Source organism: Pseudomonas putida (genome assembly GCF_001976065.1).
Lineage (GTDB): Bacteria > Pseudomonadota > Gammaproteobacteria > Pseudomonadales > Pseudomonadaceae > Aquipseudomonas > Aquipseudomonas serbica.
This window is the reverse complement of sequence record NZ_MNAH01000002.1, coordinates 121,945-146,327: the sequence shown is the minus strand read 5'-3', so window position 1 is coordinate 146,327 and position 24,383 is coordinate 121,945. Positions and strand designations below refer to the sequence as shown.

The 24,383-nt window shown below is 60.0% G+C and carries 16 protein-coding genes; 9 read left to right on the top strand and 7 right to left on the bottom strand.

Annotated elements, in window-relative coordinates; translation table 11 throughout:
• Positions 1 to 61: 61 nt before the first annotated feature.
• Positions 62 to 7,048, bottom strand: coding sequence for an NEL-type E3 ubiquitin ligase domain-containing protein (locus BKX96_RS07280; protein WP_077183234.1), 6,987 nt, complete (start codon positions 7,046 to 7,048; stop codon positions 62 to 64).
• A 165-nt stretch (positions 7,049 to 7,213) separates the two neighbouring features.
• Here BKX96_RS07280 and BKX96_RS07275 point away from each other — a divergent pair, with 165 nt between their 5' ends.
• On the top strand, positions 7,214 to 7,432 hold the full coding sequence (locus BKX96_RS07275) for a DUF2970 domain-containing protein (RefSeq protein WP_046820154.1): 219 nt from the start codon (positions 7,214 to 7,216) through the stop codon (positions 7,430 to 7,432).
• Here the strand turns inward: BKX96_RS07275 and BKX96_RS07270 are convergent.
• Entirely contained in the window at positions 7,429 to 8,502 is a 1,074-nt protein-coding gene (locus BKX96_RS07270; RefSeq protein ID WP_046820155.1) for an ABC transporter substrate-binding protein, read from the bottom strand. The two genes, BKX96_RS07275 and BKX96_RS07270, sit on opposite strands and share 4 nt — an antisense overlap.
• Positions 8,503 to 9,025: 523 nt before the next feature.
• Between BKX96_RS07270 and BKX96_RS07265 the strand changes: the two genes are divergently transcribed.
• Both BKX96_RS07265 and BKX96_RS07260 read left to right on the top strand, forming a co-directional pair.
• A complete protein-coding gene (locus tag BKX96_RS07265) occupies positions 9,026 to 10,684 on the top strand; it encodes a nitrite/sulfite reductase (RefSeq protein WP_077183233.1) in 1,659 nt (552 codons plus the stop codon).
• On the top strand, positions 10,668 to 11,162 hold the full coding sequence (locus BKX96_RS07260; protein ID WP_046820157.1) for a DUF934 domain-containing protein: 495 nt from the start codon (positions 10,668 to 10,670) through the stop codon (positions 11,160 to 11,162). The genes BKX96_RS07265 and BKX96_RS07260 overlap by 17 nt, the downstream gene beginning before the upstream one ends.
• A gap of 61 nt (positions 11,163 to 11,223) precedes the next feature.
• On the opposite strand, the gene BKX96_RS07255 is transcribed toward BKX96_RS07260, so the two are convergent.
• The 3 genes from BKX96_RS07255 to sohB form a co-directional block, all read right to left on the bottom strand.
• Complete coding sequence (locus BKX96_RS07255) at positions 11,224 to 11,529, bottom strand: hypothetical protein (protein ID WP_046820158.1); 306 nt, start codon at positions 11,527 to 11,529, stop codon at positions 11,224 to 11,226.
• Between the two features lie 116 nt (positions 11,530 to 11,645).
• Entirely contained in the window at positions 11,646 to 15,497 is a 3,852-nt protein-coding gene (locus BKX96_RS07250) for a dermonecrotic toxin domain-containing protein (RefSeq protein WP_077183232.1), read from the bottom strand.
• A gap of 179 nt (positions 15,498 to 15,676) precedes the next feature.
• Positions 15,677 to 16,699, bottom strand: a complete 1,023-nt coding sequence (gene sohB, locus BKX96_RS07245) for a protease SohB (RefSeq protein WP_046820160.1) — start codon at positions 16,697 to 16,699, stop codon at positions 15,677 to 15,679.
• Between the two features lie 200 nt (positions 16,700 to 16,899).
• Between sohB and BKX96_RS07240 the strand changes: the two genes are divergently transcribed.
• The 6 genes from BKX96_RS07240 to BKX96_RS07215 all read left to right on the top strand — a co-directional run bounded on the left by BKX96_RS07240 (position 16,900) and on the right by BKX96_RS07215 (position 23,709).
• Positions 16,900 to 17,610, top strand: coding sequence for a histidine phosphatase family protein (locus tag BKX96_RS07240; RefSeq protein ID WP_077183231.1), 711 nt, complete (start codon positions 16,900 to 16,902; stop codon positions 17,608 to 17,610).
• 72 nt (positions 17,611 to 17,682) lie between these two features.
• Complete coding sequence (locus BKX96_RS07235; protein WP_046820162.1) at positions 17,683 to 17,997, top strand: SCP2 sterol-binding domain-containing protein; 315 nt, start codon at positions 17,683 to 17,685, stop codon at positions 17,995 to 17,997.
• Positions 17,998 to 18,290: 293 nt separating this feature from the next.
• Positions 18,291 to 20,138: an amidohydrolase gene (locus tag BKX96_RS07230; protein WP_162488927.1), complete on the top strand. Its 1,848-nt coding sequence runs from the start codon at positions 18,291 to 18,293 to the stop codon at positions 20,136 to 20,138.
• A 221-nt stretch (positions 20,139 to 20,359) separates the two neighbouring features.
• Positions 20,360 to 21,223 (top strand): LysR family transcriptional regulator, encoded by an 864-nt coding sequence (locus BKX96_RS07225; RefSeq protein WP_077183230.1) that lies wholly within the window; start codon positions 20,360 to 20,362, stop codon positions 21,221 to 21,223.
• A gap of 249 nt (positions 21,224 to 21,472) precedes the next feature.
• Positions 21,473 to 22,624 carry a sterol desaturase/SRPBCC family protein gene (locus BKX96_RS07220; RefSeq protein ID WP_077183229.1) on the top strand — a complete coding sequence of 384 codons (1,152 nt, stop codon included), beginning with the start codon at positions 21,473 to 21,475 and terminating at the stop codon, positions 22,622 to 22,624.
• On the top strand, positions 22,621 to 23,709 hold the full coding sequence (locus BKX96_RS07215; protein WP_077183228.1) for an SMP-30/gluconolactonase/LRE family protein: 1,089 nt from the start codon (positions 22,621 to 22,623) through the stop codon (positions 23,707 to 23,709). Before BKX96_RS07220 ends, BKX96_RS07215 begins: the two co-directional genes overlap by 4 nt.
• 35 nt (positions 23,710 to 23,744) lie before the next feature.
• On the opposite strand, the gene BKX96_RS07210 is transcribed toward BKX96_RS07215, so the two are convergent.
• Positions 23,745 to 23,975 carry a hypothetical protein gene (locus BKX96_RS07210; protein WP_046820166.1) on the bottom strand — a complete coding sequence of 77 codons (231 nt, stop codon included), beginning with the start codon at positions 23,973 to 23,975 and terminating at the stop codon, positions 23,745 to 23,747.
• A 97-nt stretch (positions 23,976 to 24,072) separates the two neighbouring features.
• Entirely contained in the window at positions 24,073 to 24,303 is a 231-nt protein-coding gene (locus BKX96_RS07205) for a DUF465 domain-containing protein (protein ID WP_046820167.1), read from the bottom strand.
• Positions 24,304 to 24,383: the final 80 nt, after the last annotated feature.

Below are 24,383 nucleotides of genomic sequence, written 5' to 3'. Positions count from 1 at the left end.
GATTTGAAGCATGGGCTCTGGAGGCGGACGGTGCCGACTCCAGAGCCTTGTAAGCTGACGATCAGGCCTGTGCGCCCAACTCGGCTATCTCACGTTCGCTGAGTCGGGTCAGCAGTTGCAAGCGCTCGGTTTTGTTGGCGCTGTCCAATGCCTCCATCTCCTGCAGGTAGGCCGTATTGAGCTCCGGGTATTGATCCTCGAGCTCACCGGCCTTGGCCTGGAACTGCTGCTGCAGCCTGGTAAATTCTCCAGGGTATTTTTCCTCCAGGTAGTCCTTCCAGTATTTACGCGCAGTCAGTTGCTCGACGAACACCGGGGTCTTTTCCTCGGCCATGATCGCTGCGTACGCTTCGTCCAGATCCGTTGCCGTCACCTGCGCCAGGCTGCCATACAACATGCCTTTGGGCTGGTTGGGCAGATTGAGGCGCCGGGCAAGGCCAATTCGATAGGCCAGGCGAATCTCGGCAGGATCGATTTCCGGCCTTAGCTGGATACGCGTCCTGGCGATCGCTTCGACCTGCGCCAGGCGGAACAGCTCCCTGGACAGTTTCAGCAGCTCGCGACCTTTGTGCTCCGGGGCAATGGACTTCAGGGCATTGAACTCATGCACCTCGACTTCCAGTTCGTTGAACAACAGTATTCGGCCGTCACCACAGGTCATGCGATTCCTCAACGCCTTCGACAGGTCCATCAAGCGCCTGCCCAATTCTTCATCGCCATAAGCGGCTTCAAGGACACGCCAGACGCGCTGCGTGAGATCCAGGCGATCGGCGGCAAAGTCCTGGGTGTGCTGCAGCTGCGAGAGAATGTACGAAAAGTCATGGGTGGTGTCCTGCTCCATCAAGGCACTCCACATCTGATGCTTTTCCGAATCGGCTGCCACCCCGGAAAACCATCGCGCTTTTTGTGCCTGCGCTGACTCATGGTCGGGATGAACCTCCTCGTCAGAGGCATCGGAACCCTCGAACTCTTCAGCCCTGAAGCCCTCCAGCGCGCGGTCGATGTCTGCCTCGGTAAAGCCCAGTCCCTGGCCAGTGTCCTGCAGGTACTCCTGCAATCGTAGAAGTTGCGCCATCTCCAGATTGCCGTTATCGGACAAATTGGTGCCGGCCATCAAGGTTGCGTGCTCTGGCAGCAAGGCATCGGGGGGAATTATCGCTATCTGGTTGCCACTCAAGTCGAGGGTCGTCAGTGCCGGCGCATCCAACACGCCCTGCGGCCAATCCCGAAGCGTGTTGTTGCGCAGGTCCAGCTTTTGCAGCGGTTCAAGACCGGTGACATCAAACCTGTCGAGACTGTTCTGGCTCAGGTCCAGCACTTGCAGATGCCTCAGGGAACGCAGTTGGCGCTGCAACTCGTCACTGGCACGCAGATCGTTGTAGCTGGCGCGCAACTGGATGAGGTGCTCGCATTGTCCCGCCGCCTCCGGCAATGCGCCCAAGCGGTTGTGACTGAGCGTCAGGCTCCGCAAGCGGGGAAACGAGCGCAAAAACGCATCCGAGCCTTCCGCGAGCCCGACACCGCTCAGGTCCAGTACACCGACATGCTCGAACGTGACGGGCAAGGCAGGCAAATCGCCGATGACCAGACCGGTCAAATCAAGCACGGCATCGGTTTGTGCTCCCGCGGCCGGGGGAACTCCACGCAAGGTGCCTCGCCAGCACTCCAGGAGCTGGTCGGCCGCCCGGCGGCGGTCTACCGCGCCCACCCAGCCTTGATGGCTGCGCACGGCCGGGACATCGATCCAGTCATTCAAGCGCTTGATCAATTGCGTCTGCTGTTGCTGCCACTGGCCCAGTCGGGCTTCAATCTCCAGGGCACCGATGCCCTGGGCGAGCCATGCGTCAATGCGTTCAATGGCTTCAGCCTCACCCTGCCGAGGGTCGAGGCGTTGCAGCCTGGCGGCCGAGGTCTGGGGCAAATCCCCATGGCCGGGCTCCAGGTGCAAGGGTAAAAGAAGGTCTGGACGCTGCGACACTTCATCGGGAAAGAACTCCGGATCACCTCCGGTGCGCCCTGCAGCCAGGTGTGATGGCGCAATACCCAGCGGGGGCCGTGGTGCCGTGCGTGCAGCGTAAGCCCGTACCGCTGCCAATGCTTGCGGACTCAGCCGGCAACCTTGCAGCGTGGTCCCCATCAACAGCTGATCATGCCCGGTCATGGCCGCCGCAGGAATATCCGTAATGCCGCTGTGATTCAGGGCCAGTCGGCGCAGGTGGGGTAACGACAACGCGCCCTCGGGCCAGTTGCGGATATTGGTATGACTCAAGTCCAGGCTTTGCAGGCCTGCCATCGAACCGACCTCCAGGGTGCCGACTCGATTGTATGCAAGGTTCAGCGTTTTCAAGTGGGTCAACCGGTTCAACCGCGCTTGCGCGGGTGCCGTGATCGTCAGCTCATTGAATGGCAGGTTCAACTCACTGAGCTCGCCGAGCGTCTCAATTGCCTGGGGCAACGCGGTCAGGCGATTGGCGCTGAGATCGAGTGTTCGCAGCCGTGGAAATCCACTCAGGAAATCATTGACCTGCACGGTCGAAAGTCCGCTGCCACTGAGGATCAAGCTGCGCACATGAGGAAAGACCCTGTCCCCAAGCGCGGGTAAATCGCCCAATGGCCCATAGCCTGACAGGTCCAACACCGCGTTCACCTCGCCCCCTCGCCGCCACGACGGCCCCGCAACAGGCTCCGCAGGGGAATAGCGGGCACGCAGCCCGTTGCGAGCGCATTCGCGGATTCTTTGCGCGATCACCTCACGGTGGTGTACTTCCATCTGCCTGCCATCGATCCGGACAACCCTGTCCGTCCAGGCGGCCAATGACTGATTCAACTCCAGGTGCTGCTGATGCAGTGCCTCGACCTGATCCAGTAATGCCCGCCCAGACAGCCCGTCTTTACTGAACTGCGCCATTGCGTCCGCTGCAAAGCTGAAATCGTCGGGGACCAGCTGTGACAAACGCCCTCTGCAGTACCCGGCAATCATATGCGGCTCGTTCACCAGGTGGGCCGGGTTGTCGTGCACATGACCGTAGGCTTTCATGAAGGCTTGCGGCTCCAGGGCGGCCCAGTTCAGCCGCATGTGGCGCCATAGCGAGTCATGGCCACTGTACAACTCCTCAGGCAGCGATTTGAGCGCCACCCCCTGTAGATCCAAGGCTTCCAGGTTGTTCAAGCCGGACACCCCGTTTGGCCAATCGGCCATATCGCCGGCCAACCTCAACGACCGCAGGTTCGTCAGCAGGCTGAAGTCCATTTCACCCAAGTTGCCCTTGAGCAGCAATTGCTCCAGCTGGGTCATCCTTTCGAGCGCCTGCACCAATTGCGGCGGATAGGTCTGCGAGGCGCCATCAAGTACCAGCTCGGTAATATCCGTCAGTTCTGGCAATTTCCCGGCCAAAGCCGCCATGTCCTGCCCTTCCATGGAAATATTCAGACTTTTGATCTTCCCGAACCGCTGAAGCAGTCCAGTGCCCGAGTCACCGATGAGCTGACCACTGTCCACTTGCAGATTACGCACATGGGTGAAGTCGGCATCCCACTCGGGCAGCGGCTCGGCACCCGTCAAGTTCAAATCAAACGCGGGCTCCTGTCCGCGGACAAGACCATTGCGCCAGCACTGGATCAACTGATCGGCCATGACCCGTCGAGAGCGGCCTCCAGCAGATGCCGGCTCGACAGCGTCGACCCATTGGGTCAATGCAGTGTCCAGTGCCTCGAATTCCCGTTGCCGGTTGTTCAACAGATTGAACACTTGCTGGTCGGTATCTCCCGCGCTCAGGCGATTTCTGATGAATTGACTGGCTTGCGCATCGGAAATGTTCGGATAGACATCTCGAACCCTGGAGACCAAAGCGCCATCGGCGAAGCCGACGCCACGACCACTGGCCAGGTAACCGAGACGGCCTCCAGGCAGGCGCAACGCAGGCCCGGGGCCATTCAACGGACGCTGTTTCAAGATCAGCGACATCGCATTGCGATGGGATCTGGCATGCTCGGCCAGTGTTTCCTGCAAAGCCTGGCCTTGATTGCCTTTCAGGGTCGCCCGTGAAGCTTCGGGCAAGAACTCCAGCAACGATTCATACAGATTGCGGCCATGGGCGGCGATGTTATTGAGCGCCCTGCCCTGGGCGTCATAGGCGCGGAAATAACCATCGCCCTTGACCAGGTAAAGGTTGATCTTCGCATTCTCGCTGCCAATGCTGTCCAGCAAGGGGCCCTTGATCGAGCCGAGGCGCATTTCCACGCGTATGTCACCCGACCAGCCGGGCAACTGCTCCAGGCTGTGCAACGCCAGGCGGTCGCTGGCCAGCGACGCCATGCCCTCCAGATGCAAACCACAGAGCGCCCGGTTCAGGGCGCCTTGCTGTAGATGGGCGCGAATTTGCTGTGCCTGGCGCATGGGTATTTTTGCGCTGCTGCGCAAGCGGGCCAGTTCGGCGGCACTGGCATTGCCCAGCACCTGTTGTGCCCCCTCTGGCGACAGCGTAGGGAAACTGCGTTGCAGACGTTGAATATCGGCACTCGTTGTCTGTTGGTCAGCGAGCAGTTTGTCAAACAGGGATTTTTTGTTATCCAGCCCGCGATCGGCCAGGCGGTCCCTGAACATCTGCACGCGGTCGGCACCCGGTTGTGCGCTACGCGCGCCCAACAACTGGTTGATTTGTGGCTCGTCGAGCGCCAGTAAAACCCGCTCCGGCAATTTTCCGGCGCGCACTTCGGATCGGGTGATCTTGATCGTGGGCTTCATACTGTTCATGGCCGACGCCGAACCGTAGCGCTGTGAGGCGCCCCAGGGTTCCGGCCCTTCGAAGACTTCCAATACCTCCTCGACAGGCCAGTTTGGCAGCTCCAGGGCCAGCGGTATCACAGCCTCAGAAGCACTACCCAGGTCATTGCCGCTGCGAATGCGGTCAATCAGCTCGCTGACCTGTTGTTCAGCCTTGAACGACCGGATGGTCTCGGCCAATAGCGGTGGCGGTGGTTGATGATCGATGTGCATCTGGCGTAATGCATCATCACCGACTCCGCTGATCTCGGCCATTTGCTGCAACTGCGCATCGGAGAAGTCGTCCATCTGCGGCCCCATTCGCCGCAACAGCGTCGGCCGATCCCACTCCAGCGGTCGTTCAAGGGTGTGGCGCCAGGCGCCAAGCTGGTTGTGGCGCAGGATCGGTTGATAGGCCTGGGGATCGCCGGGATGTTTGATCCGCCATTTTTGCAGTGCCGGGTCGAAGGTTTTTTCGTAGACATTGCCTTCGTGTCGAATGTAGGTCTTGTCACCGACCTTATACTGCCCCAAGGCATCAGGCTCGAGCCCATCGAGCGAGACACTGCTCTTGTAGGGTGCCAGATCGGGCTTCCACAACCGCGGCTCACCAAAAGGCGTGGCGATCCGGGTCATGCCGTTGACGAACCGCGAGTGGGTGATTGGCGGTGCCTTGCTCGCGACCGCCCCCAACACGGCCATGAAAGCGACGTTCTGCAGGACCGACCTGAAGTGGCCCCAGGCCTCCTCCGCATCTCCCTCCTTCCATGTCTCCACCCCCTGGTAAACCTCGTAGGTCAACTGCAGGGCGGTGACGGCCAGCATGACCTCGCCCAGGCCCGGCACGAAAAAGGCCGCCACGTTCAACACGCTCAAGCCCAATTCGGCATAGTGTTCGAGCCGGGCAATCCAGGCCTCGTGGTCTACCTCGGCGGTGGGTATTGCCAGCAACCTGGCATTGGACTTCACTCTGGCCAGATGGAACTCATGACAGGCTGCAAACACTTCGCCGTCAATGAAGGTTTCATCCATTCCCAGGTCGATCTCCTCGTTCCAAACCTCGACATAGGCGCCATTGCGGAACGCATCCGGGTTATACGGAGGGCCCGGATAAACCGGGGCCGGATCCCATTTCTGGACCTTGAGCTGGCGCCTGAGCCGCTGGAAAAAGCGGCTCGACTCGTCCTGTGCGACAAAACTGGCGAAGAACCGTTGATAACCGGTGGTACGCAGCTTGATCGCAAGGTCACGGGCGAACTCGAGGCTTGAGCCATACGCCTTGAGAGGGCTGACGGGGTCGCCCGGGATGTAGACGATGATCCGTGAATCAGGGATCAGATCGGCAACAGGTATCCGGGACAGAATACTGAGCCAGGGATTTTGCAGGGCCGCCCTGACTTTGCGTGACGCCGCGCCAATAACCAGGACGTCGTTCAACTCCGAACCAAATACCTGCAAGCGACTGTATGTGACCGACGCACCATCGAGCCGAACCTGCGAAACGCCATCGAGTAGCGCCAACACCGTGGCATAGTCCGTGGCATCAATGTCCGACCTTATCCGCGCGATGTGCGCCTGCACGCGCATCCTGTCCTTATTCGCGGTAATCGTCTGCTGGCGTACCGTCGCCGCCTTGTCGGGCGCATCGAATACCGCACTCAGATGGTCCTGGTACTGCTTGCCCACGTCCAGTTCCCGGCACAGGCTGGCGAACGCCGCTGGCGATATCGCCAACTTGTCACGGATGCTGTAGCGCACCTTCGCAAACGGGTACCGATTGCTCTCATCGTAAAAGTGCCTGTCCAGTGACCCCGCAGGCGCCAAGGCGCTGGTCTCCTGCAAGGCAACCTCGTCAAAGGCCTCGTCCGCTTCGAAGTTTCGCAGCGCCGCCTGCAACAATGACTGCTCTTCGGCTCGATTGGGCGAACGCAAGTGAAACAGTGCTGTGCCGTCAACATCAGGCGCCTGGCCGAATTTTTTCTGTAGCGCATCCGTCAGCAAAGGCTTGGCGAATTCGGTGATGCCTTTGAAATCCTTGAGCGTCGTGGCCAGCGCCTGGCTGGAGACATTGCTCTGTGCCTGGCTGTCGAGCAGGGCCTGGCGCAGCGCCTGTGCCGCCTTGTCATACAGTTCAGGGTACGCCTTGATGAAGCGCTGGGCAGGATTGCGCGCCTCTGTGATGGCCTGGAGATGTTGGTTGGCCAGGTGACGCGTCCAGTCGGGAACCCGGCTCTTGATGAATGGAACATGAAACCCGGTTTCAGCGGGTGCGCAAAGGTCCGGCATGATGTAACTCCTGTTACTCGATTAAGAGCGCGTCAGGACATCACAGCCACCCGCCGGCATGGCGGTACATATGTATAGGGAAAACGGGGCCTGCACTGTCACGCGCAGACTGTAGTTCTTCAGTTTGGCTATGCTTAGCTCTCACAACCTGGTGAGGAGGGATTTATGGACGATCCAGTCGACAACAAGCCGCCTACCTTCTGGCAAATGCTGCACAGCGTCATGGCGGCGGCGTTCGGGGTGCAGAGTGGGAAAAACCGGGCGCGGGACTTCACTCACGGCAAACCCAGTCATTTCGTGATCCTGGGCATTCTGTTCACGGCGGTATTCGCCTTGACGCTGTACGGCATCGTGCAACTGGTGGTGCATCTGGCCGGGGTTTAACGCATCAGGGTTTGCAGGCTGAACGGATAGCGATACGAGGTCGGCCGGCCTTTGGCTGACAGTCGACGGAAGTTCACCCCGTAGGACGGTGAGTTACCCATGGCCAGCAATCGCCCGGCCTGTGCCCTGTCGATCAGTTGCAGCAACGGGACCCGCTGGTCGCGGCCGCCGTAATGGTCGAGATCCACGCCCTGCTCAAGGTCATGCACCTCTACCAGCGCCCAGCCACCCAAGGTGAAGTGCCCGCCCACCAGCACACTGATGCGCCCATCGACCGTCGCCTGCAACGCCGCCGGCGAGGTGTTGACCGCACTGAACAACGCGTCCCTGCCGGGAACTCCACCCCGCTGCGAAAACGCCTGCATGGCGCCAAATGCCATTTCGTCATTGGCTGACCACACCAGTGAGACCTTCGGGTAACGCTGGAACAACAGCCTGGCCTGTTCATACGCCCGCTCCCGGGTCCAGCCGCTATAGACCAACTGGCGCAAGCGCACTTGCGGATGTTCGGCCAAGGCCCGCAGCATGCCTTGCTCGCGCAGTTGCGCCGAAGGGGTGATCTTCAAACCGGAAAACGCCAGCAACTCGATGACCTCGCCGGGCGCCACGGGGGGATGCTGGCGAATCAGTTCCTTGAGCATCAGGTAACCACCCTCCTCGTCGTTCGGCACCAGGCTGCCCAAGCGCTCAGGGCGCTCGCCCAGCAGACTCATCTGGTTGGCCGTCAACGAAGCGTTGACCATGAACAGTTTGACCCCGCTGCCCTGGGCCAGGCGAATGATCTGTGGAGCGACGTATTGTTCGTTGACGAACACCAGATAGTCCGGACGCTCGGGGCCTTGCAGCGCAACACGAGCCTGCGCCAGCGTGAGTTCCGGCATGCGTTGGGAATAGAGAATTCGCAGGTCAATGCCCAGGTCCGTGGCTGCCGCCTGCATGAATTGCGAATAGCTGACCCAGAAGGCTTCATCGGTTGTTCCGGGGTTGAGGAACAGCACTGATTCTGCCCGGGCAGCGGTGCCATGAACCGCGCCAAACAGCAGCAGGAATGAATAGAAAATCTTCAGCATTGATCGTCCGAGCCCCCGGAAATTCGCCGCGCATTATAGCCAGCGAACACCCGTAGAACGGCGTTTATCAGGGATTTTGTCCGACAATCGTCGGAACGAGACCCGGACGGGTTGATTTACTGGTGACTGACCCAGAATACCGCAGTGCCGACGACCAGGATGATCAGGAACAGAATCGCCCAGGCATCGACCGAACTATCGCTTTTGCGTGCTTTGGTTGGGTTGCTCATTGCATCGCCTCTTGTCGGTTTTATCGGTGATTGCATAAAGACTCGATCACATTAAAGACGACGATTGCCCGCACCACAAACAGGGGCTTTGCAACAACGATTCTCATTAGTCCTTTTGGTTCTTTACATATACTCAAACATCACTTTTGCGCATAACCGCAAACTGGTATCTTGCCCCGGCTCCGTAGGGAGTGCGCGGCCGTGCGCGCAGAATTGCAGAGGCTCCTTCGGACTCCGGCAAGCACAAAAACGCAGCTGTATCCGAGCGACCCAAGCCTGAGAACAGGACTTATATGTACGTATACGACGAATACGATCAGCGAATCATCGAGGACCGCGTCAAGCAGTTCCGTGATCAGACCCGACGCTATCTGGCAGGTGAGCTGAGCGAAGAAGAATTTCGCCCCCTGCGCCTGCAAAACGGGCTTTATATCCAGCGTTTCGCGCCAATGTTGCGTGTAGCGGTGCCTTACGGCCAACTGACTTCGCGCCAGGTGCGGATGATGGCCAAGATTGCCCGCGACTACGACAAGGGCTATGCGCACATCAGCACCCGGCAGAACGTGCAGTTCAACTGGCCGGCCGTGGAAGACATTCCGGATATTCTCGCGGAACTGGCCACCGTGCAGATGCACGCGATCCAGACCAGCGGCAACTGCCTGCGCAACGTCACTACCGACCAGTTCGCCGGCGTAGCTGCCGACGAGCTGATCGATCCGCGCCCATGGTGTGAGATCGTCCGTCAGTGGACCACCTTCCACCCGGAATTCGCCTACCTGCCGCGCAAGTTCAAGATTGCCGTCAACGGTTCGACTTCCGACCGCGCCGCCATCGAAGTCCATGACATTGGCCTTGAGCCGGTGCACAACGCCGCTGGCGAACTGGGCTTCCGTGTGCTGGTCGGCGGTGGCCTGGGGCGTACGCCGGTGGTCGGTGCGTTCATCAACGAATTCCTGCCGTGGCAAGACCTGTTGAGCTACCTCGACGCCATCCTGCGGGTCTACAACCGCTATGGCCGTCGTGACAACAAGTACAAGGCGCGGATCAAGATCCTGGTGAAAGCGCTGACGCCTGAAGTCTTCGCCCAGAAAGTCGACGCGGAAATGGAACACCTGCGCGGTGGCCAGACCACGCTGACCGAAGCCGAAGTGCATCGCGTCGCCAAACACTTCGTCGACCCGGACTACAAGGCGCTGGACAACCAGACCGCCGCCCTGGCCGAACTCGACCAGCAATACCCGGGCTTCGCCCGCTGGCGCGCGCGCAATACCCTGGCCCACAAGAAGCCTGGTTATGTCGCAGTGACCCTGTCCCTGAAGCCGACCGGCGTTGCCCCGGGCGACATCACCGACAAGCAACTCGACGCCGTGGCCGACCTGGCCGAGCGATACAGCTACGGTCAACTGCGTACTTCCCACGAGCAGAACATCATCCTGGCCGACGTGGAACAGTCCCGTCTGTTCGAAATGTGGGGCGAACTGCGCGAGCAAGGTTTCGCCACGCCGAACATCGGCCTGCTGACCGACATCATCTGCTGCCCGGGTGGCGATTTCTGCTCCCTGGCCAACGCCAAGTCGATCCCGATCGCCGAATCGATCCAGCGCCGCTTCGACGACCTGGACTACCTGTTCGACATCGGTGAACTGGACCTGAACATCTCCGGCTGCATGAACGCCTGTGGTCACCACCACGTCGGCCACATCGGCATACTCGGGGTGGACAAGAAAGGCGAAGAGTTCTACCAGGTTTCCCTCGGCGGCAGCGCCAGTCGCGACGCCAGCCTGGGCAAGATCCTCGGCCCGTCCTTCGCCCAGGAAGCCATGCCTGACGTGATCGAGAAGCTGATCGACGTGTACATCGAACAACGTACCGAAGACGAGCGCTTCATCGACACCTACCAGCGTATTGGCATCGACCTCTTCAAGGAGCGCGTCTATGCAGCGAATCATTAAGAACAACGAAGTCGTCGACGAAACCTGGCACCTGCTGCCCAAGGATTTCAACATCGACGAAATCACCAACTGCGACGACTACATCGTCCCGTTGCAGTTGTGGCGCGAACACAGCCGTATGCTCCTGGCCCGCGACGGCGGCCTGGGCATCTGGCTGGACGCTGGCGAAGAAGCCGAGGAAATCGGGGAAGACGTGGCCAACTTCCAGGTCATCGCCCTGAACTTCCCGGCCTTCACCGATGGCCGCAATTACTCCAACGCCCGTTTGCTGCGTGACCGTTATGGTTTCAAAGGCGAACTGCGGGCCATTGGCGATGTGCTGCGCGACCAGTTGTTCTACCTGCGCCGCTGCGGTTTCGATGCGTTCGCGATTCGCGCCGACAAAGACCCGTACGAAGCCCTGGAAGGTCTCAAGGACTTCTCGGTGACCTATCAGGCCGCCACCGACGAACCGCTGCCGCTGTTCCGTCGTCGCTGAAAACAAATAAAGCCCTGACTCCGCAAGGAGCCAGGGCTTTATTACTTGTAAAGCAGATCACTCAGAACTCGACTTGCGTCAGGCCCCTTTTCTTGAGTGCGTACGCCAGTGCGGGAATGTCATCAAACAACTTTCCATTCAAGCTCCCCCAATAGCTACCTTCGATAAACACACTGAAGTCCGGCTTAGCATGGCTGGGTTGATGGCGCTTGATATAGGCCATTTCGATTTCATTGTTTCTGGAGCGATAGACGACCGATAAATCCTTAGTGGGTCTTTTATCAATCAGAAACATGCTTTTTTGCGGCAGTAACCTTTCAAAAACGGCGAAATCCTGTGGATCGCCCCGATATTGACCTTCGTTCATGATGCAACTTCCTTGCTGCTGTGAATGGTATCGAGAGTCTAAGCGAATTATCTTTGGACTCAACGCTCATATAAACACAAGATATTTTTTTCTTATTGATCAGGGTAGAACTCCTCTCAAAGGCCTGCGCGCTGCTCCAGCGCCCTGAACGCCACCCAGGGGTTTTCCAGCCGCCCTCCTACCGTAATCAATTGGTTCCATACTGCATCTGAAAAATCGGCCTGCTCCAGCAGTCGCCAGACTCGCGCCTGAAGTAACGGATAATCGACCAGAAAATCGGCGGTCAGGCTCAACCTGTCTATAGCGCTCAAAAAACGCGTACCGGAGGGTTTGCCTGCCAGTCGCCGCCAAAGGGCTTGCCGCCACTGTTTCAGCGGTTCATCGCAGTCCCGTAGCCACGCAATCGACTGTCCATAGTCATCGCCGGGCGCGCCCAGCCATAAATTGATCCCCGTTTGCTCGCGATGAATGATCAGTCGACGCAGCGTGTCCTCGTCCGTCAGTGGATTGCCCCACAACAGCACACGATCCAGCGAGACCGCCTGGTTCATCACCGCGGGCGGCACCCGGACAATGAGGTTGTCACGCAGATCCAGTGAGATCATGTAAGGCTCATCCCTGATGCCGATCGGGCACCGGGCAATCCCGGTGTTACTCAGGTTCAGCCACCGCAAGTCATTCATCCCGAGCAGCAAGGGCGGTTCGCCCAAAGGGTTGTCACTCAGGTCCAGTGTGTGAAGCCTGGCCAACCCGCCCAACTCCGACACCGTCTCTTCAGTGAATGCCAAGCCGGTGGCCTTGAGATTCAGCGACCTGAGATGCGTCAGGCCGAACAACGCCGTCGGCAGAACGGTCCGCCCATTACCCTGGGCGTCGAATTGAATCAGTTCGGCACTCTCGAGGTTCAAGGTCTGCAGATTCGGAAAACACTCGAGGAACCCATTCAAGGTTTCCCGCTCGGTCACATGAAAATGTGGCATCGACAACTCGATGACATCGTTGAAGCGGATGTTGATGACCGGCAATCGGTGATAATCCTCGAAGCCCATGTGGAGCTTGTACCCCACAAGTTCTTCGCCTGAATAGACGCGCAGGTCGTTCAATGCACGCCGTTGCCAGATCGCTTGCAGATCGTCAGCCAGTTCTATCCTGGATTCGCGCTCGTAGTTCATGGTGTCCAGGAGCAGTTGCGCGTTATGGTTTTCGATCTGTTCATCCGTCAGCCCCTGCGCATGCGCCTGTGCCCGGCCCTGGGCATCGGCACCGAGGAAAGGAATGTCCATGTCCTCAATGTCTCCCGCCACCTGATCGATCCAGCCACGCAAGTCAGTGTTGAGCTGGTGAAACTGTTGCTGCAGCAGATCGATGTGCGCCTGCGCATTGCCACCTGCACGCAGTAGCAGCTCATCGGCTTCAGCATCTGTGGAATCCGGATAGATTTGCTTGATCTGCAACCTCATCATTTCGTGCGTCAACACTGCGGCCTGCGGCGTATCAGGGAAAACACCCCCTCGTAGCCCTTGCGCCTCGAAAGGCAGGCCGCCATCCATTCGGTGCAATCCGAGCACCAACTCGGAACGGGGCATGGCCCGCTCACCGATTTTCAACCGCAACGCCCGGGCCGAGTCAATCGGGGGAAGCTGCAACGCCAAACGCTCTTCTGCGGACAAGACATCAAGAAGCGCCGCATAAAAGTCCACTTGCCCGGCTTGCCCCTGGTAATGGCCTGCCACCTTGATCAGTCGTCGAACGCTGGGAGCGTCAAGTGCGCCGCTACGATCCAAAATGGCGCCTGAGACGGAGTTCTCAAGGATTTCAACGCTAAGGTTCCCGGGCCATCCTGGCAGGTTTTTCAGCGAATGCAGGGCCAGCGTGTCCGATTCCGCACTGACCAGCGAGCGAATGTACAGTCCTTCATAAGCACGATTGAGCCGCACATGCTGCTGGTATTGCAGGGCCTTGTGATTGAGGCGCTTGAACGCTTGCCGGACCTGGACAGCGTCCACGGGGCTCTGGATATCGACGCCATAGCGGTCGAGCATTTGCTCGATGGCGGCCCTGGGCAAGCCAGGGTATTGCCGCTGGAACAACCGGACCCATTCGTGCTCCGAGTGCTCAAGCGCTTGGTAGCGGGTGGAAAACAGCCCGGCGCGCTCACTTTGGGGCACAGCCGCTTGCTCCAGTTCCTGTTCGATCCTGAAACGGCTGATGGTATCGGCCAGCAAGGGCGTCGGCGCACGCCCGCCCTGCATCAGGCGCAGCATGTCGTCATCGACTGCACTGACCTTGCCGATCTGCGCCAGCACTTCATCGCTCAAGGACGCCACTGACGGTCCGATTGCGCGGATAAGCGCCACACGGTTCTGCGCTGCGAGACTCGATGGCACTGTAGGGGTCGTGGGCCGAGCCAGCGACGGCCTGGTGCCCCCCTCGCCCGGATTGACGCCTGGTTCACGGGAACGTTCGGCAATGATGCCAGCATCGGCAGCATCGCCCTTCAGCACCGCGCCCGCGCCGGCCAGCGGCAAAGCATTGAGCAAACCAAATACGCTACGCGTGACACCCGCCGTTCGATCAGCCGAAGTTGCACCATTGACGGCCTGATCAAGGCCATAACCGGCGTCGATGAGGCCGGACAACGCCAGCAGCCCTTCGCCACCGGGGACGAACAGCGCCAGAGGACCAAACCGGTTGATCCACTGCACCACCGGTTCGACGGCGGCACTCAGGTCATCCCGATTGACCTGGGCATCGTCACGAATGGTGCTGACACTGGCCAGGGAGGCTTCCTTCATGGTCAACACCAGTTGGGCAAACGGGTCGGCGCCTGATGGCGAGTCATCGAAACCGATGTAGCGGGCCGGCGGCCAAAAACCGTCGTCGTTGAAGAAGCCCGCTTCTTTGTTCAGCCGGTGTTCACGCGGATAGACCGCCATGCCGTCCAGCGCCGTCAGCACACCGGCATGGAACGTGCCGTCCTTGCGATCATCCTCGGCAAAATGCGCCGCCAGGGCCAGTTTGCCGTCCCCGGCTTGACCCTGGGCCACTATCCACTGGTGCAATTGGCCGCTGTCTTTGAACCCATGCACAGGGGAGGAGTTACCGGGGATGTACAGCACTATCGCGCCATTCGCGTCGCGCCAGCCCCAGATATCCCTGGAGGTGTATCGATACAACTTCAGCCGCCCGACCTTGAGCGGCGTCGTCACGCGGGTGGGCGCCTGCAATTGTTCGATCGTCAGTGCCGACCATGCCTGGTCAGGCGGTAAGCCTGTGGCTTGCAGGGCCAGCTCAAGGCCCTTCTGGCTCAGGCTGTTTTCATGTCTTTGCAAAAACGCCGCCATGACAAATGCGGCCTTCGACGACGTTTTCAGAGGCTCCGGCCTGGTTGCGATGACGATTTCGTCCGCCGGCCAGGCCTGCTTCAGGTAGGCCTGATATCGAGTCTGCAGGTCCAGTTCCCAGACCCACTTCTTGAAGTCGGCGGGCCTCACGGCCAGTTGGGTGGCCGGCCCGTAGGCTTGTGGGACGGTACGGCGATAAATACCTTCATAGGCGCAGTGATAGTCGTTACCTGGCTCCGTCAAGTCATCCGCGTGTTCCAGCACATTGATGGCTGGCCCGACATCGGGTGGCGTGTACAAGCCAAATGCCGTTTCACCGAAACGCCCGTCTCCGACTGCCTGGAAATTGGACAGCAACGCTTGCACCAGGGACATGCGGCTTGCCACCTGCCCCTGATGAATCCCATCTTGCGCAGGACGGCCCTTGTAGTCGTAATCGAGCGTTACCAGCTGCGCTGTCGTCGGGTCGATCTCCTGCCCCCACTTCTCCTGGATCAGGTGCCCGGCAAACTGCGCAGGGGTTTGCGGCAGCGCGATATCAAGGATGCTTTTGAGCGGGTCACGTATTCGCGCAGGGCGCAGCGCATTCGAGGCGGGCATTTCGTTGTGTGATAGGTCTGGCATGGCGCATTCCATGGCGAGCAATTAGGAATTCCACCCTAACCAGCCAGCCCGCTCCCGGAAGCGGGAAGGTTCGACAGCGATCATGGGAAATGTCGCATTCAACGCAAGAAAAACAGGAATCCAGAGCAAAAAAAATGAAACCCGCAGGTTTCATTTTTTTACATCGAGAGACGTTGAAATCACCAGAAGCGCTGCTGGGTCAAGCGACTCCACCAACTCAACAACACGCGATCGACCGATCCGCTGGCCGCCATGCCAATGCGCTCTTGCAGGCTTTTGCGTTCAGCGTAATGCAGGTGATAAAGCTCGGACTGCCTGGCGCGCTCGGCCAGGTACTCGTCACTGGTCTTCAGTTCGTCCACCAGTTGTTTGTCCAGCGCCGCAATGCCAAGCCAGATCTCACCGGTGGCCACTTCATCGATCGCCAGTTGCGGGCGATAGCGGGCAACGAAGTTCTTGAACAACTGATGGGTAATATCCAGGTCTTCCTGGAACTTCTCCCGCCCCTTCTCGGTGTTTTCGCCGAATACCGTGAGGGTGCGCTTGTACTCGCCGGCCGTCAGGACTTCGAAGTCGATGTCGTGCTTTTTCAGCAGGCGATTGACGTTGGGCAACTGCGCGACCACGCCGATCGAGCCGAGGATCGCGAACGGCGCGCTGATGATCTTCTCGCCGATGCACGCCATCATGTAGCCGCCGCTGGCCGCGACCTTGTCGATACAAACGGTCAGCGGTACGCCGGCCTCACGGATACGTGCCAGCTGGGAGGAAGCGAGGCCGTAGCTGTGGACCATGCCGCCGCCGCTTTCCAGACGCAGCACCACTTCGTCCTTGGGCGTGGCGAGGGTCAGCAACGCGGTGATTTCGTGGCGCAGGCTTTCAGTGGCCGAGGCCTTGATGTCGCCGTCGAAGTCGAGCACGAATACCCGCGGTTTGGCCTCGTGTTGCTTCTTCTGTTTTTTCTCGCTTTTGAGCTGGGACTTGCGCAAGGCCTTGAGCTGATCCTTGTCGAGCAAGGTTTGCTCCAGGCGTTCGCGCAGCCCCTTGTAGAAATCATTGAGCTTGCTGACCTGCAACTGGCCGGCGGATTTGCGTCGACCTTTGCTGCGCAAGGCCGCAAAGCTGGCCAACACCACCAGGATGGCGATCACCAGGGTCACGGTCTTGGCCAGGAAAACGGCGTACTCGGACAAAAACTCCACAGGGACTCCTTAAACGTTGCGCGGCATGCAAGCGCGCGGATACCACCAGCATACCCATGCGCCGCCCCTGCGACCAGCCGTGAAACCTCTGGCAACAGGCCTGTAACGAGCATTTCAAACAAGCGTATGTTTTTTCATTGACAGCTCAGCGCCATCCTCATAACCTCGCCAAACCTTCAACGTACCGGGATGACGCGGACGTGGGCAGCATCTATTTGATTCGACATGGCCAGGCCTCCTTTGGTGCAGACGACTATGACGTCCTGTCGCCCACCGGTATTCGCCAGGCACAAATCCTCGGCCAGCACCTGGCCGAACTCGGTATCAGCTTCGATCGCTGCCTGTCGGGCGACCTGCGTCGCCAGCAACACACGGCCAACAGCGCGCTCGAACAATACGCCGCCGTGGGCCTGCCGGTGCCGATCCTGGAGACCGATCCGGCCTTCAATGAATTCGACGCCGACGCGGTGATCCGCGCGCTGTTGCCGGCCATGCTGGCGGACGAACCCGAAGCGCTGAACATCCTGCGCAACGCCGCGCAGAACCGTGGCGAGTTCCAGCGCATCTTCGCCCTGATCATCGAACGCTGGCTCGCCGGCACCTATGACACACCGGGCCTGGAAAGCTGGCTGGGCTTCGTCGAACGCGTGCAGGCCGGTTTGCAGCGCATCCTCGAACAGGCCGACAACACTCAGAAAATCGCCGTATTCACCTCCGGTGGCACCATCACCGCCCTGCTCCACCTCATTACGCAGATGCCTGCCAAACAGGCTTTTGAATTGAACTGGCAAATCGTCAACACTTCGCTCAACCACCTGAAATTCCGTGGTCGCGAGGTGGCCCTGGCTTCCTTCAACAGTCATGCACACCTGCAACTGCTGAAGACCCCCGAACTCATCACGTTTCGCTGAGTCCGGACTTCCGGACTATTGTCACCCTGGCTGTAATCACCCTGCTCTAATTACCAGAAAAAGGATCAAACCATGACCTCCGTAGCAGATGCAGTACAAGCAATGAAAGCCAAGTTCAACCCAGGCGCTGCTGCCGGCCTGGACCTGGTCTTTGGTTTCCGCATCGACGACACCAAGAACTTCTCGCTGGTCGTCAAGGACAGCACCTGCGAGCTGCTGGAAGGCGAAAACCCGGACGCCCAGGTGACCCTGGTGATGGACGGCGAAACCCTGCAAGGCATCGTCAGCGGCGAAACCGACGGCATGCAGGCATTCATGGGCGGCAAGCTGCGCGCTGAAGGCGACATGATGCTGGCGATGAAACTGTCCGAGCTGTTCCCGGCCTGATTGCGCTGCTTGCGACTGTCGCAAGCGCGCCTGGCTGCAAACGAATCCCGCCCCTTGTGGCGGGATTCGTCGTTTTCGACGCGTGAAAACCACCGCCCGCGGATTTGCCGTCTATATTCCATCTGGCCGCATGCGGCGCCTTCAGCTGTTTGCCCTCAACTCACGTTGCGCGGAGCACTGACATGAGCCCACCCGAGGAACACAACGGTGTCAACCGTCGCCACGTTCTCCAAGGCCTGTCCGCGGGCGCTGTCGGTGCCTGGATCAGCCCGCTGTTCGCTGGGAGTAAAACCATGCCAGACACCCCCGCCGACCTCATTCTCTACAACGGACGCCTGCACACCGTCGATCGCAAGAAACCCCAGGCCAGTGCCGTCGCCATCAAGGACGGACGCTTCGTGGTGGTCGGCAGCGACGCCCAGGCCATGGCCCTGCAAGGCCCCGCTACGCAAGTCATCGACCTGCACGGGCGCACGGTGATCCCCGGCCTCAATGACTCGCACTTGCACCTGATCCGTGGCGGTCTGAACTACAACCTGGAACTGCGCTGGGAAGGCGTACCGTCGTTGGTCGATGCGCTACGCCTGCTCAAGGACCAGGCCGACCGCACGCCAACGCCACAGTGGGTGCGGGTGGTCGGTGGCTGGAACGAATTCCAGTTCGCCGAAAAGCGCCTGCCCACTCTCGACGAACTGAACAAGGCCGCGCCCGACACGCCGGTGTTCGTCCTGCACCTGTACGATCGCGCCTTGCTCAATCGCGCCGCCTTGAAAGTGGTGGGTTACACCCGCGACACGCCGAACCCGCCGGGCGGCGAAATCCAGCGCGATGCCAATGGCGATCCGACCGGCATGCTGATCGCCCGGCCCAATGCCATGATCCTGTATTCGACGCTGGCCAAAGGGCCGAAATTGCCGCTGGAGTACCAGGTCAACTCGACCCGGCAATTCATGCGCGAACTCAATCGCCTGGGGGTCACCAGCGCGATCGACGCCGGCGGTGGTTATCAGAATTACCCGGACGACTACCAGGTCATCCAGCAGTTGGCCAAGGACCGGCAGTTGACCGTACGCATCGCCTACAACCTGTTCACCCAGAAACCCAAGGAAGAGCTCACCGATTTCAAGAACTGGACCAGCACCTCGCGCTACGGCCAGGGCGACGATTTCCTGCGGCATAACGGCGCCGGGGAAATGCTGGTGTTCTCGGCGGCGGATTTCGAAGACTTCCTGGAGCCGCGCCCGGACCTGCCGGCCTCCATGGAACAGGACCTGGAACCGGTGGTACGCCATCTGGTGGAGCAACGCTGGCCGTTTCGCCTGCATGCTACCTACAACGAATCCATCAGCCGCATGCTCGACGTGTTCGAGAAGGTCAACCGCGACATTCCCTTTGACGGCTTGCCGTGGTTTTTCGATCACGCCGAGACCATCACCGCGCAGAACATCGAGCGGGTCAGGGCGCTGGGCGGCGGTATTGCCATTCAGGATCGCATGGCGTTCCAGGGCGAGTACTTCGTCGACCGCTACGGCGCCAAGGCGGCCGAACACACGCCGCCAATCGCCCGCATGCTGGCCGAAGGCGTACCGGTAGGCGCCGGCACCGATGCGACACGGGTGTCGAGCTACAACCCCTGGACTTCGCTGTACTGGCTGGTCAGCGGCCGCACGGTCGGCGGCTTGGCGTTGTACCCACAGGGCTTGAGCCGAGACACCGCACTGGAGCTGTTTACCCACGGCAGCGCCTGGTTCTCCTCCGAGCAAGGCAAGAAGGGGCAGATCAAGGTCGGGCAACTGGCGGACCTGATTGCCCTGTCGGGGGACTATTTCCACATGGAGGCCGAGGGCATCAAAGACATCGAATCGGTGCTGACCCTGGTCGATGGCAAAATTGTGTACGCCAGCGTCGAGTTCGAAAAACTCGGGCCGCCGCCCATTCCCGTGGTACCGGAGTGGTCGCCAGTGGCCAAGGTGCCAGGGCACTGGAAAGCTTCGGCACCGTTGACGGCCCAGGTGCATCAATGCGTCGGGGCCTGTGCGGTGCATGCGCACAGTCATGAGCGGGCGCGCTTGTCGGATGCGCCGGTGAGTGACTTCCGCGGGTTCTGGGGGGCGTTTGGCTGCTCCTGTTTCGCGTTTTGATCGACAATTTCGCTAACATCGCAACCCAATGTGAGAGCGGGCTTGCTCGCGAAGGCAGTAGTTCAGTCAACATTTCCGTTGATTGACATGACCCCTTCGCGAGCAAGCCCGCTCCCACATTGGATCTGCGTGGAAGGTACATTCTTCATCGCTGAACACCACCTGTGACAGCTGGTGAAGCCTGCTCCTACAATGCGAGTATTTCCCGCATCGGCCGCCCCATGGACATCGATCTCGCCCGCACCTTCCTGGAAATCGTCCGCCACGGCAGCCTTGCCGCGGCGGCCGAGAAGCTCCACGTCACCCAGACCGCGATCACCGCGCGGGTCCAGAAGCTCGAAAGCCACCTGGGCAGCACGCTGTTCGTGCGCAACCGCGCCGGCGCCCGCCTGACGCCCAATGGTGAGGCATTCGTGATCTATGCCAATCAACTGGTGGAAACCTGGGAAGCCGCACGCCGGGACTTGCCCTTGCCCGAGGGGTTCCACGACGTGTTGCACATCGGTGGCGAGGTCAGCCTGTGCAATCCGTTGATGCTCAGTTGGGCCGGCGTATTGCGCGAGAAGGTTCCCGGCCATGCACTGCGCATGGAAATCCGCGACGGCGAAAACCTGCTGCGCCAACTGGAGCTTGGCGTGCTCGATGCGGCGCTGGTCTATCAACCCGAGTACTGGCCGCGCCTGCAGGTCGAGCAGATCCTCGAGGAAAAACTCATCCTCGTACGCCACCCCGAACGCCCCGAACCCTATGTCTACATCGACTGGGGCCAGCACTTTCGCCGTCAGCACGACGCCGCCCTGCCGGAAAAAGCCAAGGCGGCGCTCAGTTTCAACCTTGGCCCCCTGGGCTTGCAGTACATCCTCGAACACGGCGGCAGCGGCTACTTCCGCACCCGGGTGGTGCAGAGCTACCTGGAAAACGGCATGCTGGAGCCCGTGCCCAAGGCGCCGGAATTCAGTTACCCCACCTACCTGGTCTACTCCCGCGACCGCGATTCGCCCGCGCTGCAACGGGCCTTCGATCTGTTGCGCGAGGTGATCAAGAGCGATGACGACTGGTCGCAGCGCTGGAATCCGCTGACTTGAGTCAGCTTTGAATATTGCACTGGTCTTGCGGGCCCCATCGCTGGCAAGCCAGCGCCTACAGGGGACGCGTACAGACCTGTAGGAGGATTTTGCTTTTGAACTTCTTGCCCCCCGCGAGGCACCGAACGTCAGTAGTAGATCGGGTATGGCCACGAAAGATGGGGCGGCAACAAAATCCAGCCCGGCTGCCAGCCAAAACCCGGGGATCGACTAATCTGCTGGAGATAACTATAACGACAGGTGATTGCAGTGAGGCAGACCACCGAAGCATTCCGCGCCCGTTACCGTTGCGACATTCATCCCCGCTATAACCCCTGGCTCCATGGCACCTTCGTCCTGGTGTTCGGCCTGGTGGCGATCGGCATTTTCTGGAGCACCGTGCACCAGGTAAGGCCCCTTGAATGGCTGGCGGTACCGGTGGCCCTGTTGTCCTTGAATCTCGTCGTGTACCTGGTGCATCGGCACCTCGGTCATCACAAAAAAAACTTCGCGCGACTGTTCTATGCCCGGCATGCCGGCGACCATCACAGTTTTTTCGCCCCCGGCCACATGTCCTACGACAGCGCTCGCGACTGGCGGGTGATCCTGTTCCCGCCCTGGCTGATCGTGTTGCACACCCTGCTGATCACCGTGCCACTGTGGTGGCTGCTCAAGCATCTGGATGCGAACGTTGCCGGACTGGTCGGTGGCTGCCTGGTCCTGGGGTACCTGACCTATGAAGTGTTCCATGCCTGCGAGCATCTGCCGCCGCACAACCGGATCACGCGCCTGCCCTGGATCCGCCAGATGCGTCGCCTGCATGAACTCCATCACCGCCGCGAAATGATGCAGCAGCGCAATTTCAACATCGTATTTCCGTTGATGGATTACCTGTTCGGCACCCTCTACTGGGAACCGGAACCGGAGCCGGCCTTCAGGCACCTGGAGAGAACACCCATGACCCGCATGCAGCACAAGATCGACATCGCCGGCGACCCCATCGCCGTGCTCGCCTATGCCAGTACCGTGACCCGCTGGCCGGATTGGCACCCATCGTCCCTGAGGATAAACGGCCAGAACGGTCCGTTGCATGCGGGCGCGCGGTTCGAAGAGGACATCCGCGCCGGTGGGCGTGACGGACACTTGAGCTGGGTGGTCGATGAGTATCTGCCCGGACGACGCTGGGTTGCCCGTGCCCATGGCGACAATGGCCTGTCATTGCGGCTGACTTACGAATGCGCGGCCGAGGGCGATGGCTCGCGGTTTGTCCGCACGCTGGAATACCAGTTCAGCGGGTTGGTGATGCGCATGGCCAACCAATTGCTGCTCAAGCGACGGATCGAGCGCGAATCGGCGGCGTCGATGCTGGCGCTTCGCAATACCGTGGAAAAATACCTGACGTCTTTAGGAGTCCGTGCGTGAGCCGACCGAACCGCTTTCATCATTGGGTATTGCTATTGATCGTCGCCCTTGGCGCCTTCCTGCTATTGATGCCGACCAAGGTCAAGCCCGTCGCCTGGTCACCACAACCCACCCCCTCCCTCAGCAGCGGACCGTACGCGGACAATCAGCGCCTCAAGGCTGTGGCACCCGTCGGTGCCGCAAACATCGACGGCCCCGAAGCGCTGCTCATGGAGAACAATGCGCTGATCACCGGGTTGCATGATGGCCGGGTCATTCGCACCAGCCTCGACGGCCAGGACACCAAGGTGCTGGCTGACACCGGCGGCCGCCCCCTGGGCCTGGCCCGGCATCCCAATGGACTGTTGGTGATCGCCGACGCCGTCAAGGGCTTGTTGTCGCTGGACGCCCAGGGTCGCCTGGTAGCGTTGTGCACCAGCGCCAACGGCGTGCCGCTGGGTTTCACCGACGACGTGGCGATCGACAAGCCCGGGCACTACGCCTACTTCAGCGATGCCTCCAGCCGGTTCGGCTACGGCAAGGATGGCGAGGCAATCATCGAACATGGCGGCGACGGGCGCTTGTTGCGCTATGACTTCCAGACCGGCAAGACCACGGTGCTGCTGGACAAGCTGGAATTTGCCAATGGTGTCACCCTGGGTCCGGACGATGCCTTTGTGCTGGTCAACGAAACAGGCGCGTATCGCATCAGGCGCTATTGGTTGAGCGGGCCGAACGCCGGCACCCATGACCTGTTCATCGACAATCTGCCGGGCATGCCGGACAACCTGGCCTTCAATGGCCGCGACCGGTTCTGGGTGGCGCTGTATGCGCCGCGCAACGCCCTGCTCGACAAGACTGCACCTTACCCTTTCGTGCGCAAGATGATTGCGCGAGCGATGACCGTCCTGCCCAAGCCGGTGGAAAAACGCGCTTTTGTGCTGGGGCTGGACCTGGAGGGCAAGGTGGTCGCCAACCTGCAGGACGGCAGCAGCGGCAATTACTCGCCGATCACCACCGTGCGTGAATATGGGGAGTGGTTGTATTTTGGCTCGTTGAAAGCGAAAAACATGGCGCGGTTGCCGCTGAGTACGGCGCTTCAGTGAACCTGTGGGAGCGAGCCTGCTCGCTCCCACAAGGACTACCGCGGATCGGACTCTGCATTATCGGTTTCTTCACGCACCCGCTCCCGATCGATGTCAGTGCCGTCGTCCTGATCCATGGGGATGGCACCTTCATTGTTCGGCAGCTCATCAATGCCCGGCTCATCCTCCGGATTGACGGCAGTACGGCCGGGACTCAAGGGTTCTGGATGGGTGGGGATGGGGTCGTAGCCACCTTGTTCTTCGCTGGGGAATTTTGCATCGGACATGAGGCACCTCGCATGAAGCCGCGTTATCGGGCTCTGAGCATTCGAGGTGCCGGTTGATTTCGCCGTTCCAATTATTCAGCCACCGATTGTCGGTGGCTTACGGCGCCTGGAGTTGCCTGACGATCTTGTCCTTGACCTCCAGGCGCTTGGCCTTGAGCTTTGTCACTGCATCATCGCTGGATTTGGCTTGCTCGGCCTTCACGACTTCGGCATCCGCCTGCGAATATTTGTTGATCAGTGAATCCAGTAACGGATCCTTGGTGCGTTTCTGCTGGATTTCTTCCTTTGTGCAACTCAAATCCTGATAAAGGTCATGGGGCACCGGCATGGAACACCTCCGTTTGTTAATCGGTAGCAAACGCGATTGATTGCGTTCGCCAACTATCAGAATGGCCTTGGTTAGTCGGT

What these genes read in the sequence shown, in the direction of transcription:
- BKX96_RS07260 (WP_046820157.1), top strand. Translation starts at nt 10,668, where the DNA reads ATGCAGCGAATCATTAAGAACAACGAAGTCGTCGACGAAACCTGGCAC.
- BKX96_RS07210 (WP_046820166.1), bottom strand. Translation starts at nt 23,975, where the DNA reads ATGTCCGATGCAAAATTCCCCAGCGAAGAACAAGGTGGCTACGACCCC.
- BKX96_RS07225 (WP_077183230.1), top strand. Translation starts at nt 20,360, where the DNA reads ATGGACATCGATCTCGCCCGCACCTTCCTGGAAATCGTCCGCCACGGC.
- BKX96_RS07265 (WP_077183233.1), top strand. Translation starts at nt 9,026, where the DNA reads ATGTACGTATACGACGAATACGATCAGCGAATCATCGAGGACCGCGTC.
- BKX96_RS07275 (WP_046820154.1), top strand. Translation starts at nt 7,214, where the DNA reads ATGGACGATCCAGTCGACAACAAGCCGCCTACCTTCTGGCAAATGCTG.
- BKX96_RS07255 (WP_046820158.1), bottom strand. Translation starts at nt 11,529, where the DNA reads ATGAACGAAGGTCAATATCGGGGCGATCCACAGGATTTCGCCGTTTTT.
- BKX96_RS07230 (WP_162488927.1), top strand. Translation starts at nt 18,291, where the DNA reads ATGCCAGACACCCCCGCCGACCTCATTCTCTACAACGGACGCCTGCAC.
- BKX96_RS07205 (WP_046820167.1), bottom strand. Translation starts at nt 24,303, where the DNA reads ATGCCGGTGCCCCATGACCTTTATCAGGATTTGAGTTGCACAAAGGAA.
- BKX96_RS07250 (WP_077183232.1), bottom strand. Translation starts at nt 15,497, where the DNA reads ATGCCAGACCTATCACACAACGAAATGCCCGCCTCGAATGCGCTGCGC.
- BKX96_RS07235 (WP_046820162.1), top strand. Translation starts at nt 17,683, where the DNA reads ATGACCTCCGTAGCAGATGCAGTACAAGCAATGAAAGCCAAGTTCAAC.
- BKX96_RS07280 (WP_077183234.1), bottom strand. Translation starts at nt 7,048, where the DNA reads ATGCCGGACCTTTGCGCACCCGCTGAAACCGGGTTTCATGTTCCATTC.
- BKX96_RS07270 (WP_046820155.1), bottom strand. Translation starts at nt 8,502, where the DNA reads ATGCTGAAGATTTTCTATTCATTCCTGCTGCTGTTTGGCGCGGTTCAT.